The 19,189-nt window shown below is 37.5% G+C and carries 22 protein-coding genes; 7 read left to right on the forward strand and 15 right to left on the reverse strand.

Annotated features, from left to right (window positions below):
- A partial coding sequence (locus EA341_RS12375; RefSeq protein ID WP_293014874.1) for a trans-aconitate 2-methyltransferase occupies positions 1–459 on the reverse strand: 459 nt, incomplete at its 3' end.
- Between the two features lie 134 nt (positions 460–593).
- Between EA341_RS12375 and EA341_RS12380 the strand changes: the two genes are divergently transcribed.
- Entirely contained in the window at positions 594–1,058 is a 465-nt protein-coding gene (locus tag EA341_RS12380) for a MaoC family dehydratase (RefSeq protein WP_293014877.1), read from the forward strand.
- Between the two features lie 83 nt (positions 1,059–1,141).
- Here the strand turns inward: EA341_RS12380 and EA341_RS12385 are convergent, their stop codons facing one another.
- The 11 genes from EA341_RS12385 to EA341_RS12435 all read right to left on the reverse strand — a co-directional run bounded on the left by EA341_RS12385 (position 1,142) and on the right by EA341_RS12435 (position 11,829).
- Positions 1,142–2,281, reverse strand: a complete 1,140-nt coding sequence (locus EA341_RS12385; protein WP_293014879.1) for a BamA/TamA family outer membrane protein — start codon at positions 2,279–2,281, stop codon at positions 1,142–1,144.
- Positions 2,282–2,315: 34 nt separating this feature from the next.
- Entirely contained in the window at positions 2,316–4,721 is a 2,406-nt protein-coding gene (locus EA341_RS12390) for a TonB-dependent receptor (protein ID WP_293014881.1), read from the reverse strand.
- Between the two features lie 176 nt (positions 4,722–4,897).
- Positions 4,898–5,605 (reverse strand): fatty acid desaturase, encoded by a 708-nt coding sequence (locus EA341_RS12395; RefSeq protein WP_293014883.1) that lies wholly within the window; start codon positions 5,603–5,605, stop codon positions 4,898–4,900.
- 27 nt (positions 5,606–5,632) lie between these two features.
- Positions 5,633–6,478 carry a 4-hydroxy-3-methylbut-2-enyl diphosphate reductase gene (locus EA341_RS12400; protein ID WP_293014886.1) on the reverse strand — a complete coding sequence of 282 codons (846 nt, stop codon included), beginning with the start codon at positions 6,476–6,478 and terminating at the stop codon, positions 5,633–5,635.
- Positions 6,479–6,481: 3 nt separating this feature from the next.
- Entirely contained in the window at positions 6,482–6,682 is a 201-nt protein-coding gene (locus tag EA341_RS12405; protein WP_293014889.1) for a hypothetical protein, read from the reverse strand.
- 3 nt (positions 6,683–6,685) lie between these two features.
- Positions 6,686–7,528: a phytoene/squalene synthase family protein gene (locus tag EA341_RS12410; RefSeq protein ID WP_293014892.1), complete on the reverse strand. Its 843-nt coding sequence runs from the start codon at positions 7,526–7,528 to the stop codon at positions 6,686–6,688.
- Positions 7,529–7,549: 21 nt separating this feature from the next.
- On the reverse strand, positions 7,550–9,031 hold the full coding sequence (locus tag EA341_RS12415; protein ID WP_293014896.1) for an NAD(P)/FAD-dependent oxidoreductase: 1,482 nt from the start codon (positions 9,029–9,031) through the stop codon (positions 7,550–7,552).
- 5 nt (positions 9,032–9,036) lie between these two features.
- Positions 9,037–9,549: an RNA polymerase sigma factor gene (locus tag EA341_RS12420; protein WP_293014899.1), complete on the reverse strand. Its 513-nt coding sequence runs from the start codon at positions 9,547–9,549 to the stop codon at positions 9,037–9,039.
- A gap of 214 nt (positions 9,550–9,763) precedes the next feature.
- Positions 9,764–10,660 carry a MerR family transcriptional regulator gene (locus EA341_RS12425; RefSeq protein ID WP_293014902.1) on the reverse strand — a complete coding sequence of 299 codons (897 nt, stop codon included), beginning with the start codon at positions 10,658–10,660 and terminating at the stop codon, positions 9,764–9,766.
- On the reverse strand, positions 10,657–11,103 hold the full coding sequence (locus EA341_RS12430; protein ID WP_293014904.1) for a sterol desaturase family protein: 447 nt from the start codon (positions 11,101–11,103) through the stop codon (positions 10,657–10,659). The genes EA341_RS12425 and EA341_RS12430 overlap by 4 nt, the downstream gene beginning before the upstream one ends.
- A 48-nt stretch (positions 11,104–11,151) precedes the next feature.
- On the reverse strand, positions 11,152–11,829 hold the full coding sequence (locus EA341_RS12435; RefSeq protein ID WP_293014907.1) for a carotenoid biosynthesis protein: 678 nt from the start codon (positions 11,827–11,829) through the stop codon (positions 11,152–11,154).
- Between the two features lie 111 nt (positions 11,830–11,940).
- Here EA341_RS12435 and EA341_RS12440 point away from each other — a divergent pair, with 111 nt between their 5' ends.
- Both EA341_RS12440 and EA341_RS12445 read left to right on the forward strand, forming a co-directional pair.
- Complete coding sequence (locus EA341_RS12440) at positions 11,941–12,246, forward strand: DUF4286 family protein (RefSeq protein ID WP_293014910.1); 306 nt, start codon at positions 11,941–11,943, stop codon at positions 12,244–12,246.
- A 21-nt stretch (positions 12,247–12,267) separates the two neighbouring features.
- A complete protein-coding gene (locus EA341_RS12445; RefSeq protein WP_293014913.1) occupies positions 12,268–12,858 on the forward strand; it encodes a DNA-3-methyladenine glycosylase I in 591 nt (196 codons plus the stop codon).
- Positions 12,859–13,041: 183 nt separating this feature from the next.
- Here the strand turns inward: EA341_RS12445 and EA341_RS12450 are convergent, their stop codons facing one another.
- A complete protein-coding gene (locus EA341_RS12450) occupies positions 13,042–13,785 on the reverse strand; it encodes a hypothetical protein (protein WP_293014915.1) in 744 nt (247 codons plus the stop codon).
- A 52-nt stretch (positions 13,786–13,837) separates the two neighbouring features.
- Here EA341_RS12450 and EA341_RS12455 point away from each other — a divergent pair, with 52 nt between their 5' ends.
- Complete coding sequence (locus tag EA341_RS12455) at positions 13,838–14,158, forward strand: Rieske 2Fe-2S domain-containing protein (protein WP_293014918.1); 321 nt, start codon at positions 13,838–13,840, stop codon at positions 14,156–14,158.
- On the opposite strand, the gene EA341_RS12460 is transcribed toward EA341_RS12455, so the two are convergent.
- A complete protein-coding gene (locus tag EA341_RS12460) occupies positions 14,155–14,490 on the reverse strand; it encodes a tRNA-binding protein (protein WP_293014920.1) in 336 nt (111 codons plus the stop codon). The two genes, EA341_RS12455 and EA341_RS12460, sit on opposite strands and share 4 nt — an antisense overlap.
- Before the next feature lie 124 nt (positions 14,491–14,614).
- Between EA341_RS12460 and EA341_RS12465 the strand changes: the two genes are divergently transcribed.
- Positions 14,615–14,938, forward strand: a complete 324-nt coding sequence (locus EA341_RS12465; protein WP_293014922.1) for a hypothetical protein — start codon at positions 14,615–14,617, stop codon at positions 14,936–14,938.
- 65 nt (positions 14,939–15,003) lie between these two features.
- Here the strand turns inward: EA341_RS12465 and EA341_RS12470 are convergent, their stop codons facing one another.
- On the reverse strand, positions 15,004–15,543 hold the full coding sequence (locus EA341_RS12470; protein WP_293014924.1) for an RNA methyltransferase: 540 nt from the start codon (positions 15,541–15,543) through the stop codon (positions 15,004–15,006).
- Positions 15,544–15,629: 86 nt separating this feature from the next.
- Between EA341_RS12470 and mutS the strand changes: the two genes are divergently transcribed.
- Both mutS and EA341_RS12480 read left to right on the forward strand, forming a co-directional pair.
- Complete coding sequence (mutS, locus tag EA341_RS12475; protein ID WP_293014926.1) at positions 15,630–18,242, forward strand: DNA mismatch repair protein MutS; 2,613 nt, start codon at positions 15,630–15,632, stop codon at positions 18,240–18,242.
- Positions 18,243–18,297: 55 nt separating this feature from the next.
- The gene (locus EA341_RS12480) at positions 18,298–19,098 is read left to right on the forward strand and encodes a response regulator transcription factor (protein ID WP_293014929.1); all 801 of its coding nucleotides are present in this window, start codon (positions 18,298–18,300) and stop codon (positions 19,096–19,098) included.
- Positions 19,099–19,189: the final 91 nt, after the last annotated feature.

Below are 19,189 nucleotides of genomic sequence, written 5' to 3' on the forward strand. Positions count from 1 at the left end.
GAAAGTCGCATTGAAAACTTCAGTCAGAGATATTATGGCACCAGGCTTCAAAAAAGGCTTGACGCTGTGTAGCACTTTCTCCGGTTCTGGGATATGTTCTAAAACCCAACAGATAAAAGCTGCATCATACTGCATAGTCAGGGATAGGTTTTTGGCATCCTGTTGAATGAAAGTTACCTGCTCTTCCCCATACCCAAGTGCCTCCATATTTTTCAGGGCTTTGGCAATTTGCCTGGACTCATACTCAACCCCAGTGACTTTGAGATGCGGCCATCTCCTGAGCAGAATTTCTGTCTGTGCTCCCACACCACTACCTATTTCCAGCAACTCTTTCACTCCGGAGAAATCGAGAAAATCATAAATCGGCCTTTCAATAACGGATGCTTGCTCGCGTAACCTTTCCTGCTCCACCTCCTGGTAGCCATGAATGTATTTGGGCGTAGGACTATTTTTACTCATTTCTGAATGGGTTGCTGAATAATTTAAGAGTAGCTTATTTACTTTTGTTTGCTTCCTAATTTCCCATAAAGTTATTCCGGTCCTCCTGAATATGTATTTTTTTAATACCTTTATTTTTCTAAAAATCTAAAAATATGAGCCAGATTACCATTGGAAGCTTTGAAGACTTCGAAAAATTCATAGGCCAGGACCTTGGAGTATCTGATTACCATAACATTACCCAAGCGCAAATTCAGAAATTTGCGGATGCCACACTTGACCAGCAATGGATTCATACTGATCCAGAGAGGGCTAAAACTGAAGGCACTTTCGGAAATACCATCGCACATGGATACCTCACCCTTTCGTTGGTCCCTTACTTATGGGAGCAGATCGTACAGGTAAAAAATCTGAAAATGATGGTGAATTATGGTATTGAAAACCTGCGCTTTGCTCAGGCAGTGCTGGTCGATTCTGAAGTGAGACTAAATGCCAATCTTAAAAATGTGGTCAACCTTAGAGGTACCATAAAGGCAGAGGTCAACGTAAAACTTGAAATCAAAGACCAAAGAAAACCAGCCTTTTCAGGTGTATTGGTCTTCCTATACCACTTTCAATGATTAAATCCATTAATGAAAATACATAACCACCTTATTGACAAGGTGGTTTTTTTATTGATATACAAATCCAAAATTGTAGGATATTAAATCACTTCATTCAGCCCAAAGTAAAAGGCCCTCTGATCTCCAAAGGCGATATCCAGCCGAATATTCAATCCTTCCTGATTGAGTTTGTAGCGGAACCCAAATCCTGCACCATAACGAAACCTGTTCCAGTCAAACTGACTGAACTCTTGTCCAACCTGACCTGCATGCCCAAAAAATACCATTCCAAAATTCCTGTAAACAGGTAACCTGTATTCGGCCTGATGCACCATAGCATGACTGTCCCTGTAGCGTCCTTCAAAGAACCCTCTCATGCGTTCGCTCCCACCAATCAGGGAGACGTGTTGAAATGGAGCTGCACCCGCGGTAAAGCTCCACCATGACTGAACTGCCAAAACCTGATTTTGGGAAACATTCAGATATTTTCTCAGGTCTAGTACATATTGACTGAATGTAAAGTTACTTCCCAAAAAAGAAGCAAAACCCATATAAGATAAACTGTTATTCCAACCTTTCTTGGGCTGAAAAATATTATCTCTGGTGTCATATTTCCCCACAATACCCAAGCCTGAAAGCCTCTGTCCATCAAAGCCCAATGGCTGTGTACTTTCCAAAACTCCTCCTTCCTGCCTGTCTCTGATGTCATCGACACGGAATTCATAACGAGGACCCAGGTAAACCCCTTCTGCTATTCTCCTTTCATAGTTTAGGTGAAAATATGCAAATCTGGTAGTATAAAACTCGCCCTCAGTCAGGATTGGCTCATTTCCTATTCCATAATACCTGAAGGGAAAATTTGATAGTTCTAACCTTGCATTAAGATAATCCCTGTTCTCATTGGCCCAAAGGTCCAGTTCCGTCGTGAAAATCGTTTGATTATTCAGTGTATACAGAAATGTAATGGGTAAAGTGGAGGGCCTCAGGACGGTACTACTGTCATCTTTAAACCTAAAAACACGGATAGCCCTAGCTCCAAGCCCAAGACTGGTTTCAGGTGAATATACCACAGCGGGAATAATAGCCCATTTCTCTCCTGATATAAAATCTATTACCGCATCTCCAAAATCAAAGAGACTCTCAGCTACTCCTGCTTTTCTCTCGGGCTCTCCCACTTCCTGCGCTATCAAAATACGGGATCCATAAAAAATAAGTCCCAAGAAAAGCATACATTTTTTCATCGAGACAAAAATAATGAAATCAGCGGTATTTGATCTAAAACTCTACAATGATCCCAATAGTAGGCAATATAGTTCCTGCTGGATTGTCTATCAGTCTCATTTTGTAGCGACTGGGATCATTTGGATTTACCACCAGCATACCCTCTTCTGACCGTTCTGGTACCAAAAGTGGTGGCTGGTCTGCACGAAAATTATATGCATTTTGAATGTCAAGATACCAGTTCAAATTCCACTTATCAAAAAAGTATCTTTTGTCCACCCGAAAATCTAACTGATGAAAAGCGTCAAGTCGCTCTGCATTGATGCGGTCAAAGTTTAACACTGGCTGGCCTCTTAAGTCCCAAACCTCTCTCAATGAAGATGTTTCTACATCTATCGGTGTAAATGGTACTCCTCCTAAATATCTCCACCTTGCTCCAATCTCCCAATTTCTATCAAATCTTCTCCCTGCAGTAAGACTGACAATAAACCTGTTGTCCCAAGCAGAAGGTACAAACCCTTCCGTATTGGGATTGGTGAACTCTGACCGTACTAGAGTGACAGAAGCTATACCAAAAAAATCATTGAATAAGCGCTGCTGTGCCAAAAACTCCAAACCAAAAGCCCTGCCATCAGAATCTGAATTCACCGCTTCGTTGCCGATCACTCCAAAATCCGCCCCCAAATTGGCCAATGCGATACCATTCCTGAGTGAAGAAGGGTAATTGGCGTAAAGTTTATAAAAACCTTCCAGACTGAATCTCCTGCTTTTCTCGGGGATCACTTTTTCTATGCCTGTAACAAAATGCGTAGACCGTATAAATTTGATATCATTCAATTGATTGACCAATTCACCTTCGTTATTTCTAAAACCTAAAGCTGTATAAGGGGGCTTTTGATAATAGATACCCACATTTCCTGTCCAAAATAATTGTGGTACTATCTGATAGGATGCAGATACTCTTGGGCTAATTTGATTTAAAGGATTTCTGGCAGTTTCTCCAAAATCAGATCCATCTATACGTACCCCTCCGGTCAGTAAAAGCCTGTCATTCTTGGAGGTTTGGCTTGCTGAGATAAATGCCCCATAACTATTGAAAAAACTCCTGTCGTTAACCTCTATGACTCCACCTTCTCCAGCCAGGGTAAAACGATCAAAATTGCTGATAAAATACCTGGCAAATTCATAATTTGCTCCATACTTGATCGTAGTTCTTCCTTTGAAAATATTATTTTCTACCCTAAACTTATTTTCACTTTCCTGAGAAGTATAGTCAAATAAAAGATTGGCCGGATTGGAATCATCATTTTGAAAATATTTGAATGATCGGTTATTCAACATATTCCGGCTTAGAATAAAATTCCAAAACCCGTTTTCTCTGAATCTTTTCAGTTTCAGACCAGTAGTATAATTCCATTGTGTGGATATAGGTAGGTTTTCCAATAAGTAAAGCCTATTTTCTCTTTCATCCTCAGTTTCATTGTTAGGCACATCGAAATTCAAGGAAAAAAGGTCAATCGCTCCAACACCTAAAAATGTAAGTTCGGTCTTATCATTAATTTTGGTTTTGGTTTTTACTGTGAAGTCATTGAAAGTTGGTAAAAAAGGTAAACCAATGGCCCTAAACAAAAACTGAAGGTAGGATTGTCTTGCAGAAATCAAATAGGTTGTATTTTCTCCAATTGGACCTTCATTGGAAACCGTAAACTCACTGGCTCCTATTGTGACTTGGGTAAACATCTTATCTTTCCTCCCATCTTTCAAGTCAAATTCAAAGAAAGAGCTTAATGAATTCATCCTATCAGCCGGAAAGCCTCCCGTAATGACATCCACATTTTTGATAAGATTTACATTCAATATGCCAACGGGCCCTCCTGATGAACCCTGAGTTGCAAAATGATTGATCACCGGCACTTCAATCCCTTCAATAAAAAATTTGTTTTCATTTGGAGCACCACCTCTAATGATGATGTCATTTCTGAAGCTCGCCGTACTGGCAACTCCCGGTAAAGACTGAATAACCCTACTGATATCCCTATTTCCACCTGGATACCTTTCTATTTCATTCGTATTAAGACTCCTCACTGAAATTGGTGTCTCATCAGACCTGGAGAATTTAGCATCTACTGTCACTTCCCCCAAGTCAGATGCTTCTTCCTTTAATTCGAAATCCAGTCTCAATGCCCTTGCACGCGAAATCTGAACCTCAAATTCAGTTTTTGATCTAAACCCTACAAAACTTGCCCTGATATTATATAATCCAGGTTCGATACCGGTAATTTCATAGTCCCCATTTTCATCAGTTACGGTTCCATAATCCGTATTAAGTACGAGTACATTTGCAAATGGAACAGCCTCATTATTTATAGGGTTAAATACCCTTCCTCTGACTACACCTTCTTGGGCAAACAGAACCGAAATATGAGATAAAATCAAAAAAAGCAGTAAAGAGTGTTTCATAATTGGGTATTAACAATACCTGTAAAAGATTAAAATAAAGTAAATTGTTTTCGGTTATACCCAATAAATCTCAAAAATATGAAAGCTGGATAAAATAAGGGTTAAACTTTAAACTAGAATCCGAAAGAAAGTCTCTTAACCTGGTGGTTAACACTGAGTAAAACAGGCCCGTTTATTTAGGCGTTCTCCTCCTTTACTCTCCACAACCTCCACCAAGGAGTGCCGGGAGAATCATGATGTTCGAAATGATATCCGAAAAAGTAACAGGATACAAATGCCCAAATATGGTTTTTGGACTGACTTTTAGAGTGGTGTTTATTTTCAGAGTCTCCCATATGAGGCAAGTAAGTTCCAAAATAAAAGAGTTGTAAGGTGGAAAGTATAGCTGGCAGCATCCAAAACACAATAAGATTTTCTGTAGGAAGAAAAAGCTTAAGGATATTAAATGTAATAGCCATTAATAAAAATTGCCAAATAGTAACGTACTGTCTTACAAAACTCAAATACCAAATAAAAAAATTATCCGATTGGTGATAATCAGGATCCTTATCCGTTGCTACAAACCTGTGATGTTCATGATGCTTTGGATAAAGCTTCCAATAGAAATTATAGGAAAAAAGCAATGCAGCAATAAATCCTATTGCATGATTGGCTTTTTTGTTGGAAGAAACTATTCCATGCATCGCATCGTGAGCCGTGATGAAAAGCCCGGTATAAAGATGCGTCTGAAAAAAGATTGCTAAATAGGTGAGGGGGTTCGTCCAATTTATTTCCCAATGTAAGAGAAAAATTAAAGAAATGGCCCATATAAAAATTACGGATAATCCAATAAGAATACCTTTGGGATCTATTTTTCTATCTATATGTGTTGAAGTTGACTGCACTGTACAAAGGTAGGAAGATTATGGCACCTAAAAGGTTTGAATCCTCACTTTTACTTGTTCCATCAACCACATTGGCGTGGAAGTAGCCCCACATATACCAACTGTTTCACCATCTTTGAACCAAGAATCTTCAACTTGGTCTGGATTTGACACGAAGTAGGTATTTACATTTTTTTCTTTACATACGTTGAATAAAACCTTTCCGTTGGATGATTTTGTCCCGCTTACAAAAACTATGTGATCAAATTTTTCTGCAAAATCTCTCAATTCTTTATCCCTGTTGGAAACCTGTCTGCAAATGGTGTCATTGGTATTGACTGTAATGCCATTCTCTTTGAGGATTTGATTGATTTCGTAAAATTTATCGGTGCTTTTGGTAGTCTGACTGTAAAGTGTAATATTTTTGGGAAGTTTGGCAAGATCTAACTCTTTGATATCCTGAAAAACCACTGCTTTATTATTTGTCTGACCCAAAAGTCCTATCACTTCCGCATGTCCATGCTTTCCATAAATATAAATTGACTCTTCTTTATCGAATGAGTTTTTGATTCTGTATTGTAACTTGAGTACGACAGGACAGCTTGCATCTATCAATGTCAGGTTATTGTTGATTGCTAGTTCGTATGTAGAAGGTGGTTCTCCATGAGCCCTAATAAGAACTTTCTCGTTGAATAGGTCCTTCAAATCATTATAATCTATGATTTTTAATCCTTTTTTTGTGAGCCTGTTCACTTCTTCATCATTGTGAACAATATCTCCCAGACAATACAGATAACCTTGTTCATCAAGGATTTCTTCTGCCATTTCTATGGCATACACCACTCCAAAGCAAAAGCCTGAATGCTGGTCGATATGGACTTGGAGATTCTTCATAGGCTATAAACTTTTGACTTTAGGAATTGTTTGTAAAGCATTGATTCTTTCATAAATGGATACATTCATCAATAAAAGGGTAAATGCAAAGCTTTGGAGAAGCAGACACCAATTTTCAGCATATTGAATCCTGCTTATATAGGACTTGACCAAAGCAAAAGAACCGGTCAATATGTTTAGAGTGAGGTATAGAAACTTTTCCATTCGTTAGCTTAAACCTAATTTACTGCCAAAATAAGTCCCCAACAAAAGCGAGATTTTTCTAGCATTGGGTATTCTAATTCTTTCATGTGTTATGACTTCAGGAGCAAGACTTTTTATTTTTTTGAAAAGTTTCAAATAATAAAGGTAGGCTACTTTCACCCCTAATTTTGCACCGTCAGGCAAACCTTTAATTCCTTCAAGAGCATCATCAAAATCGTTTTGTATATCTTTTTCTATTAGGGTTTTTGCATCCAGGTTGAATTCATTGTAATCCACTCCAGGAAAATAAACCCTTCCCCTTTCTTCGTAATCACTCTTGATATCTCTTAGAAAATTCACTTTCTGAAAGGCTGCACCAAGTTTACATGCCGGATCTTTCAGTCTTTCGTACATAGCCTGATCTCCTTCACAAAACACCTTTAAGCACATCAGACCAACCACTTCAGCTGAGCCATAAATATATTCATGGTACCTGGAATCATTATAAGTTTTGAAATCCAGGTCCATTTCCATACTTGTCAAAAAAGCTTCAATAAGACTTTTATCAATATTGTATTGGTTTACCACCAGTTGAAAAGCATGAAGTACCGGATTCAGACTTATTTTATCTTCTATGGCTTTATAAGTGTCTGCTTTAAACAAACTTAAAAGTGATTTTTTGTCTTTGTCATGAAAAGTGTCCACTATTTCATCTGCATACCTTACAAAACCATAGATGGCATAAATAGGCAAATGGAATTTTGTATCAAGGGTTTTTATCCCCAGTGTAAAGCTAGTGCTATACCTTTGGGTGATAAGCTTGCTGCACTCAAAGGTGGTTTGGTTGAAGAGCTGAATTGCATCCATACTGATAATATACAAATTTATCTACAGATTGTTTTCTTTGATCACTTCTTTTGCCACCACATGACCTGAAATCAATGACGGAGGTACTCCCGGCCCAGGAACAGTAAATTGACCCGTGTAGTAGAGATTCTTAACTTTTTTATTCTTCAAGGAAGGCTTCAATATAGCTGTTTGAAGCAAAGTATTGGCTAAGCCATATGCGTTACCTTTGAAAGCATGATAATCAGACTTGAAATCTGAATGAGCATATGACCTTTTATAAATAATATGGTTTCTTATATCTTGACCAGTTAGCTTTTCTAACCTATCCATGATCATGTGGAAATATTTTTCCCTCAACTCCTCTGAATCTTCAAGGTCGGGAGCTAGAGGAATCAATAAGAATAGGTTTTCTTTTCCCTCCGGTGCTACAGTTGGATCTGTGATAGAAGGAACAGATGCGTAGAAAAGTGGCTTTTCAGGCCATCTGGGATTAGTGTAGATCGCATCAGCATGTGGCCCAAGAGGTTCATCAAAAAATAAATTATGATGTCTAAGATTTTTCAGCCTTTTATCCACTCCAATATAAAAGAGTAGGCTTGATGGAGCCATCACCCTTTTATCCCAATATGCTTCATTGTAATTTCTGTATTCCGGCGCTAACATCATGCTATCTACATGATGGTAATCTGCTCCAGCTACAATAATATCTGCATCGAAACTTTCACCGGAATTCAAGAGTACTGATTCAGCCTTATCATTTTTAACAATAATTTCAGCAACCTCAGCATCATAACGAATATTTACGCCTTTTTCTTCGGCTAGACTCACCATTCCTTCTATGATCTTATGCATTCCGCCGGCAGGATACCAAGTACCTAAGACTATATCTGCATAATTCATAAGGCTATACAAGGCCGGTATGTTTTGGGCTGTTTCTCCCAAGAACAAAACCGGAAATTCCATCAACCTTATAATTTTATCCTCTTTGAAAAATTTCCTGACGTGTTTTGACATGGATTGAAAAATATCCATCCTGATCATATCTACCAGTAGCTTAGGGCTGGCAAACTCCATCAGGGACCGGCTGGGTCTATACACCAGATCTTGGATTCCAACTTTATATTTGTAGGCTGCCTGCTTGAGAAATTCATCGAGCTTAGGTCCAACCCCGGGTTCTATTGATTCAAGTAATTTTCTGAATTCCGCAAGGTTGGCTGGAATATCCATAAAATCCTTTTCCCCAAATACTACCGTGTAAGAAGGGTCTAGGCGAATCAAGTCATAATAATCAGCTGTCTTTTTACCAAAATGAGAAAAATAAGTATCAAACACATCTGGCATCCAATACCAACTTGGGCCCATATCAAAAGTAAAACCCTCGGCTTCGAACTTTCTTGCTCTTCCGCCGGGGGTTGAATTTTTCTCTAAAAGGGTTACTTGATATCCAAGATGCGCAAGATGTGTGGCTGCTGATAATCCTGCAAAGCCGGAACCAATCACCAACACTTTCTTTTGAACCATATAAATTAATTTTTGTGTCTGTACACGTGAAGGTCTTCTTTCAAAATTTTCCTTGCAATATGTATCCTATTCTTAACAGTTCCAATGGGAATTTCCAGTTTGTCTGCTATCTCATGGTATTTGAATCCCTTGTAATGCATCATAAATGGAACTTTATAAACATCATCCAATTTTTCAATAGCTAACTGGATATCATCCATGGTAAAGTCACCATAAGCTCCATTTTCTATAAGAATAGATCCTGAATTGATATAATGTAGATTATCTGTGGTATCTACGAATGTGCCTCTTCTTACCATTCTTTGATAGTTGGTAATGAAGGTGTTTTTCATAATCGTATAAAGCCATGCTTTCAAGTTAGTACCTTCTGTAAATTTGTCTTTGTTTGTGAAGGCTTTAACCATTGTGTCTTGTAAAAGGTCATTAGCATCATCCATGTCCCTTGTTAATTTCAGTGCGAAGGGCTTCAAAGAACTGGATAGTTTGTGAAGTGAGTAACTAAATTCTAGAGTTGTCATGGCTTTCTGATTTTTGTTTAATCAAATGTAGTAATGATTAAACATAATCCAAAAGTTTTGTCTAATTTTTTTTCATTTTTATTAAACAAGATTTACGTAAACCCTTCAAATAAATCTCTAAATCACTCCTATTGCTCTAATTTAGGAGTTTTTTGATAAAAAAAAGTGGGATTAAATAATCCCACTTTGTTTAATTTATTTAAAATATTCTTAACTATTTCTCTTGAAACTCGATTTCAATCTCCTCCAAGTATTCTTTAATTTGTCTGATGTAGTGCAAAGCTTTTACGTTTTTTGGCATCCGAAGATCTTGCCCAACAATCTGATAACCTGAAATAATGATCTGCGAATCTTTAAAGAGGCTTGACAAATTGTCTATATAACATTGAACTTCTTGGGAATTTGGTGAAGTAGTGATCACCGTCATAAGATATTCCGGACTATGAAGCTTATAGACTAGCTTTAGATCTTCTTTGGGGGTGTTTTGTCCTAAATACACAACCTTGTGACCTTTTGACTTGATCAAAAAAGTAGCAAAAAGCAATGAAATTTCATGAAGTTCGCCCTCAGGAAGATATAATAAAAACTTCTTTCCTCCTCCTTTATATACCTGTCCATCAATTGCGACTATTAATTTCTGACGGACAAGATTACTTATGAAATGCTCTTGGGCTGGATTTATAGCTCCTGTTTGCCAGAGAACTCCAATTTTGGATAAAAACGGATAGATGATGTTCAACATGGTTTGTTCAAAACCTATCTTGAGGATATTTGTAGATAGCACTTTTTCAAAGCGATCTTCATCCATTTCGATCATACAGATCGTCAGTGCATGGATTTGATCATCATAAGTAAGATTTTTCTCTGTAAGCCTTACTACTTCCTCTTTCATTTCCAGAAACGTCATTCCTGCAATTTTGCTTATTTTGAAGCCATTGTCGTTCAAAAGAGCAACATTGAGAATTAATTTAAGGTCATCATCATCATAAAAACGGATATTGGTATCTGTCCGCTTCGGAGAAAGCAAATTGTATCTTTGTTCCCAAATTCTTAGTGTATGGGCTTTGATACCGGAAAGTTGCTCAAGATCTTTAATAGAATAAGTGCTCACTTTGATTTATTTTTAAAGTACTTTCTAGGAACGACGAAGAGTCCAAATGAAACTGCATCATCCTTTTTATTGGTAGCATGATGTGCCTGATGTGCTTTGAATATGCTCATCAAGAACCTGTTTCTTGGTCTTTCAAACATTTTTACTCTTCTGTGAACCAAAACATCATGAATCACGAAATAGAGAATACCGTAAAGACTAATCCCTACACCCATCCAAAACCTGTAATCTAGTTCAGCCACTCCTAGAAAGATCAGAAGAACTGCGACACTTCCGAAGAATAGCGAAAACAAATCATTAAGCTCTAGAAATCCCTTACTAGGCTGATGATGCGTTTTATGTATATTCCAAAGAGGTCCATGCATGATATATTTATGAATGAACCAGCCTGAAAATTCCATTGCAACAAATCCAATAATTATGAAGAGAATGGCATACATCATATAGGCAACTTTAAAGTCTTCAGAATGTTTCGTTGAAAATTTTTCTCACTACAGGATAAAGTTTAATACTGCAAAGAATGTTATTAAATTGAACAATAAATACCAGGAAATTGCATTTTTTTTATTAAAGTTTAATTTTCTGTAAAAGAGTTGAATTATAAAAGCCACAGCCAGCCAGCCTAAAAAGTTGGATAAAGGAATGATATCAGATTCCCATTTCCAAAAATCCAAGGTTACTGCTACTGGTTCTATGATGACATCTATGAGCATCATCATCAAGGAAGCTAAGCCGGCAGCAAGCCAATCATTACTGATTTTTTCATGAAATAAGTTCCCGGTACAATAAACCAAAATAAGCCAATTAATCCCGATCATTAGTGGAACTTCAAACAACTGCCAACCCAATACATCACCATACCAATAATCTCCGAATGGAAAACCTGTGTGTACTCCCATAACCTCAGACCCATACCCCAATGAAAATCCAACAGCTATGAATATCAAAAATGAATAGTTCCAGTCTTTATGAAAATAAAGAAGTATTCCGAAGTTTAATAACAAATGGAAAGGTGTAAGCATCTGAAAATATGGCCGTAAACTTGGTATAGACATACCTATCAAACCTACCAAATAGAAAATGCTGATGATTATCTGGAAAATTTTGATGTAATTCTGAGACGAATTCTTCTGGACTTCTTTAGTATTTTTGGTCAGTTGCTCTTGCATTATTGGTAAATAAAAGATAATCAAATCGCGATTTAACAGACTTTTTAACTGTATCGAACTATATTTGTTCTTGTTTGAAGCTGACAAAATTAACTATAAAATTGATTTCCAATGATATTATATAATGTTACTGTAAATATTGAAAAAGGGGTAGAAAAGGAGTGGGTGAATTGGATGAAGGATACCCACATTCCTGATGTGCTTGCCACTGGCAAATTTATCGAAAATAAATTTTATAGGATAATGCATGATGCAGAGGATGGAAGCGTCAATTATTCTGTACAATACTTTGCTGAAAGTATGGAGCTCTTAATGGAATATCAAAAAGAATATGCCCCAAAACTTCAGCAAGACACCATAGATAAGTTTAAGGATAAATTTGTGGTTTTCAGGACACTTCTCGAATCAGTAGAGTAATCTCTTAAATTAAATAAAAGCATGAACCCACAAAATCAAACCCCATTGTCCAAATGCCCCTGGTGCTTAGGTTTTGACGCTTACCAAAGGTATCATGATGAGGAATGGGGAGTTCCTGTAAGGGATGACAGGAAGCAATTCGAATTTTTAGTGCTAGAGAGTGCACAAGCGGGTTTAAGTTGGTCCACAATTCTGAAAAAAAGAGAAGGTTACAGAAAAGCTTTTGCAGACTTCGATTACACTAGCATCGCTGAATTTCCTGAATCTTACATCAAAGAGTTAATCAATAATAAAGAAATCATCAGAAATGAACTAAAAATCCGCTCAGCAGTGAATAATGCTAAGCGATTTTTAAAAGTTCAGGAAAAATTTGGCAGTTTCAGTAATTTTATCTGGGAATATGTGGGTGGCACTCCTATACAAAATAACTTTGCCAGTATGAAAGAGGTACCCCCAAACACCAAAATATCTGACAAACTTGCCAAAGACATGAAAAAGTTAGGCTTTAAATTCTTGGGAAGCACCATCCTCTATGCGCACATGCAGGCCACAGGGCTTGTAAATGATCATTTGATAAGCTGTTATAGACATCAGGAAGTAAAATTGTTATAAAAAAAAGCCCTGAAAATTAAATTTCAAGGCTTAAGTAATGTTTTTTTTAAGTTCTATTTATCCACATTTTCAAGTCATCATTTTTTATTCAGACAAATGTTACCCTCCAAAAAACATATATCAATTTAGAATTTAATAATTTCTATTTTAGGTTGAAGAGGACTTTAGATATTGAAGTTGAATTTATTTAGCGGGTTTGTAGGCGTCTTTATAACGAGTCCATATCTCATAAATCGGATTACCTGTTGAGCTTAAGCCGCTATGATGCCACTCCCCATCCAAAATTCTATAGGTAAAATTCAAACTGTCACCTACCCTATCATCGTCCCTGGAAAAAAACTCAATTGTCTCAGTATATTTACCGTCGTCAGCAATATAAGTTCCGCCCCCTGTTCCCATAAATTCTTTTGTACCAGAATTAAAGGCTATCCATTGAAACCTTCCACCTGTAAGGATCTTTACCGTCCTACGGTCACCTGGAGTACTTCTAGAAATTTCTCCATCTTGTTGTCTTCCGGTAAATACCCAATTATTAGTCAAGTCATTTGATCCTGAGCCAACCTTTTCCCATATTTCCACCAAGGTTTGTCCGTCAAGGTCTGCAGTGATTACCATCCTGCCATCAGCCATGTTGATATGGAATTTTGTAGTGTTTCCAACATACTCAGGCTTGAAGGTATAAAAGTCCAAAGTCTCCGAATAGTCTTCCCCATTCAATGAAAATTCTCCCCCTCCTGCTCCCAAAAATTTGTTGGAATCAGACTCTTTGGCTCCAAAGGCAAAATATCCATCTTGGTACAGCTTGACATATTCTTCACCTGTCACAGGTTGACCGTTTTTATGCGTCATTTTCCATGCCCCTTCTATATTTTGAGCATATAGGAGACCTGTTAAAAACAATAATGGCAGTATCAATATTTTTTTCATGGTATGTTTATGTTAGGTTTATAACCAGTAATTTACAAATATTAAAACCATTATGAAAACTTTCACGCTTGGACAAAGCCGAAAACAGGTCGAGGAAATGCTTCCTGAAGCGCAAATCAAAACAGTTCAACTTGGAGCAAAAAAAGTCTGTATGGTCAAATCAGGCCAAGAAATTTTCGCATTCGAACCACAATGCCCTCATCGAATGGCAGCCTTGAATGAGGGGAAAATCAATGGTTTCAATGAAATCATTTGCCCGCTTCATGAATATAGGTTTGACTTGGAAACGGGCCAAGTAAAAAGCGGAGATTGCAGGGACTTAGAGGTTTACAAAACCGAATTGACAGAACAAGGCCTAAAGATTTTTATTTAATGAAGTTTGGCCCCATTCGGTACAGGGAAATCTACAGATGAAAGCACAATATGCCCTTCATTATTCTGAAAGCCTGTTACCAATACCTCTGACATAAAATCAGCTATTTGCTTTGGCTCAAAATTACATACACACAACACCTGCCTTCCGATTAATTCCTCCATTTGATAAATTTTTGTAATCTGTGCTGAAGATTTTTTCACTCCCAGTTCTCCTAAATCTATCCAAAGTTTGTAGGCAGGCTTTTTCGCTTTTGAAAAAAACTCTACCTTGATGATGGTACCAATCCTCAATTCTATTCGCTGAAAATCACTAAAGTCAATCGTTTGCATTGGCATAAATTTTTTTGTAAATTTGGAAACATTTGCGAAAAAACCTAGTTTCACCTAAGCTAATAGCTAACCACACAATATGTCAGTTCCCAACAAAATTTCTCTCGAGAGCAAAACGAAGCTTATGATTGCTTTTAGTGTTTGTTTTTTATTGAGTTTTGCTTCTTTTGCCCAAACGGAAAGGGAAAAGCAGATCAATGACATCCCTAGAAATTCTGACCTTTATAACAGCTATGAAAGTCCAGAGTCTAATTATGATACAAGGGTTGAAAATTCTGCAAGAAATAACACATACAACAAAGAGGAAAACACAAATAGATTAAATAACATTAGAAAAGAAAACCCGATTTACAGACAAGGCGGGGAAAAAGATATCAAAAAGGAGAACATGTCGACTTTATCGTTCAACCTATTTTTATACATTGTTGATAAGTTCAAAGAAGATTAAAGCAAATACCAAACAACAAAAAAAAGGAGACCTATGGTCCCTTTTTTTTTGTCCTAAAATATGACTCATTTGCTCAAAACACCCATTTTAAATACGAAATCCCATATCGCAATTCCCATAGTAACTGAAATATTCAAAGAGTGCTTGGTCCCAAGTTGAGGGATTTCCAGAATGTGATCGCAGGATTTAAGTACATTGTCTTCCACCCCAAAAACTTCATTCCCAAAAACAAGCGCATATTTAATACCTTGCCCGGGAATGAAGTCATGTAGCTTCACACTATTCTCTACCTGTTCTAAGGCACATATTGTGTAGTTTTCTTCCCGCAGCTGCTCAATTGCTGCAGCAGTATCATCAAAGTATTCCCAATCTACAGACTCAGTAGCACCCAAAGCTGTTTTTTGGATATCTCTATGCGGAGGCTGCCCAGTGATTCCACAAAGCATGATTTTTTCAATTAAAAAAGCATCCGAAGTTCTGAAAGCAGAACCCACATTATTTAAGCTTCTTATATTATCTAGAACGACTGTAATGGGTATTTTTTTTGTCGTTTTAAATTCATCTACCGATAGCCTATTCAATTCTTCCATGCTTAATTTTCTCATGCTGTTTTGTTTCCCTTTTGATATATTATAATTTCAGGCTTTTAATATTTCCTAAAAATAACAGAAAGTAAACAATAGAGGACAATATGGCCAAAGCGAAGGTAAAAGAAGTTAAGGAAACTCCTCTGATGAAGCAATATAACGCTATCAAAGCAAAACATCCTGGAGCATTGCTACTTTTCAGGGTTGGAGATTTTTACGAAACCTTCGGTGAAGATGCCATAACTGCCAGCAAAGTTTTGGACATTGTTCTCACCAAAAGAGCAAATGGCTCCGCGTCTCATATTGAATTGGCAGGATTTCCCCATCATTCACTAGATACCTATCTGCCAAAACTCGTAAGAGCAGGAAATAGAGTGGCCATCTGCGATCAGCTTGAAGATCCTAAAGGAGTAAAAGGAATCGTAAAAAGAGGAGTTACCGAATTGGTCACCCCTGGACTATCCTTTAACGATAATGTCTTAGATAAAAGGAAAAACAATTACCTCGCATCTATCTACTTTGGCAAAGACACCCTTGGTATTTCATTTTTGGATCTCTCTACAGGAGAGTTTATGGCTTCCGAAGGCAGCGTGTCTTATATCGAAAAATTGTTGCAAAGCTTTGCTCCCTCGGAAGTAATCTATTCCAAAGCTTCCAAAGCCAGAGCACAGGAGATGCTAAAAGACAACTATACGGTTTTTCACTGTGAGGATTGGGTTTTTCAGTATGATTACACTTATGAAAAACTTAAAAACCATTTTTCTACTGCAAACCTAAAAGGCTTTGGTATAGAAAACCTACAACTTGCTACCATAGCAGCAGGAGGAATCCTTTACTATTTGGAAGAAACCGAACACAAGGAGGTTAAACATATTGTTTCGCTATCCAGGATAGCCGAAGAAAAATATGTATGGCTTGATAAATTTACTATCCGCAACCTTGAATTGGTTTTTTCTCAGCAAGAAGGCGGCGTTCCTTTGATCAGTATTCTAGACCAATCAGTGACCCCGATGGGTTCTAGAATGATGAAAAAGTGGTTGGTCCTTCCCTTAAAAGAAAAAGAACCCATAGAAGAACGCTTGAAAATTGTAGAATTATTTTACAATAAACCTGAGCTAGGAGAAGAGATTCTGACTCACCTGAAACATATAGGAGACCTGGAAAGGCTGATTTCCAAGGTAGCTGTTGGAAGAATCAACCCAAGGGAGATGAACCAATTGAAAAAGGCCCTGAAAAGTACTTTGCCAATCAAGGCATTATTGAAGGAAACCTCGAATAACGCTCTTAAGAAACTTGCCGACCAAATACATTCCTGTGAATTTTTATTGGAAAAAATCGAAAAAGAACTGCAGGAAGATGCCCCTATGCTGATTCATCAAGGCAACATCATCAAAGACAATGTTGACGATGAGTTGGACGAATACCGTGGACTCGCCAATACCGGAAAGGATTATTTGGTAGCACTTCAGCAAAGAGAACTGAAACGAACCGGTATCACCTCTCTCAAAGTCGCTTTCAACAAAGTGTTCGGGTATTATCTTGAAGTGACCAACTCACACAAAGACAAGGTTCCTCAGGAATGGATCAGAAAACAAACGCTCGTCAATGCAGAGCGGTACATTACTCCGGAACTGAAGGAGTATGAAGAAAAAATACTAAATGCTGAAGAAAGAATGATTGCCATTGAGCAAAAGTATTTCTTGGCATTGGTTCAGGATGCCGCTGACTATGTTACCCAAATCCAGCAAAATGCCAGGGTTTTAGCAACAGCAGATTGCCTTTTGTCTTTTGCTAGGGTAGCTAAAGCCAATAATTACTGTAAACCTAAAATTGCCGATACTGATTCTTTGGAGATCAAAGACGGTAGACACCCTGTGATTGAAAAACAATTACCCATCGGCGAGCCATATGTACCGAATGATATTTACCTGGATAACGATAAACAACAGGTAATTATCATTACAGGACCGAATATGGCGGGTAAGTCTGCTCTATTGAGACAAACTGCACTGATTGTCTTGATGGCCCAGATGGGCAGTTTTGTTCCAGCCTCCTATGCCAGAATCGGCATTATCGATAAGGTATTTACCAGGGTAGGAGCTTCGGATAATTTATCTAAAGGTGAGTCAACTTTTATGGTTGAAATGACTGAAACAGCAAGCATTCTCAACAATCTTTCTGACAGAAGCCTGGTATTAATGGATGAGATTGGAAGAGGAACTTCCACTTACGATGGCATTTCCATCGCCTGGTCTATTGTGGAGTTCTTACACAATCACCCAAAATTCAGGGCAAAAACCCTTTTTGCTACCCATTACCACGAATTGAATCAATTGACTGAGGATTTTCCAAAAGTCAAAAACTTCAATGTTTCGGTAAAAGAGGTTGGCAATAAAGTAATATTCATGAGGAAGTTAAAAGAGGGAGGTAGCGAACACAGCTTTGGTATACATGTGGCACAAATGGCAGGAATGCCCAATGCTGTAGTACTAAGGGCATCCGAGATCATGCTTCATCTGGAAAAAGATAAGGCTATGAATGCTTCCAACGAAAAATTAAAGGAAATACCAAAAAACAACTATCAATTAAGCCTTTTTGATATCGATCCAAAATTTAAGGAAGCCCAGGAAATGCTGGAGCAAATAGATATCAACACGATATCTCCAGTAGAAGCCTTACTCAAGTTGAATGAAATCAAGAAAAAATTTGAGGCCTGATTATTGAATAATTTGTTAGCTTGTGGTCAAAAACACCAAATAGTAAAGCCAATATATGGGAATCAGCTTGATTGAGGAGCTTCAAAAACAGAATAAACTTTCCGATTTTTTTTCCTACTGGAATAAAAAGGGCCCAATCAGTGTACCTGAGGAAAAACAGGTAATAGAAGACTTAAAGAAGATGAGTCAGGCCCTCGCTATGAAAGAAGGTTTGGTTATGGGTTGCTTTGACTACAGAGATCTGAGCTTGGCATTCTTCACAAAAAATATTGAGGATATAAGTGGTTATTCTACAGAGTTCTTGGAAAGTCATGGAATAGCGGGAGTAATCTCAGCATTACACCCAGATGATGCAAGAGAGCATGTTGAGTTCAATAACCTAGTGCTGGAAAAATTTGAAAAAGCCACCTTAAGTGAAAAAAAAACTTTTGAATTATCTTATACTTTAAGATGGCTTCATAAGTTTACACAAGAAGAAATCTGGTTTTTCACCAAAGCAAAACCTTATCTGATAGATATGCAGGGCAATTTTATTTTTGATTTGCACATCGGACTTCAGGTCACTAATCATGAACACCTCACAGGCTATGATTGGAGTTTTTCTTATATAAAAGATAATGGCGAAAAAGTAGTTTTCAAAAAAGATGATAAAGCTTTGGAAAAGCTTCTACTCACTAAAAAAGAGCTAGAAATTGCCAAACTGATCGCCAAAGGAATGGGCTCTACCGAAATTGCAGAAGCATTATGTATATCCAGAAACACGGTATTTACTCACCGAAAAAAAATCCTCAAAAAGCTTAATGCCAAGAATGCTGCGGAAATGGTAAAAATTTTGGCAAGTTTAAAGCTCAATTAAGTTGCTGACTATCAATTTTAAGGAGCAGATTCCTTTTTCTCAGCAAATTTTTTTTAGATGCGCTTTTTGCAAATTTGGAAAACTGATATAC

It is taken from the genome of Mongoliibacter sp. (genome assembly GCF_007692705.1).
Classification (GTDB): Bacteria; Bacteroidota; Bacteroidia; order Cytophagales; family Cyclobacteriaceae; genus Mongoliibacter.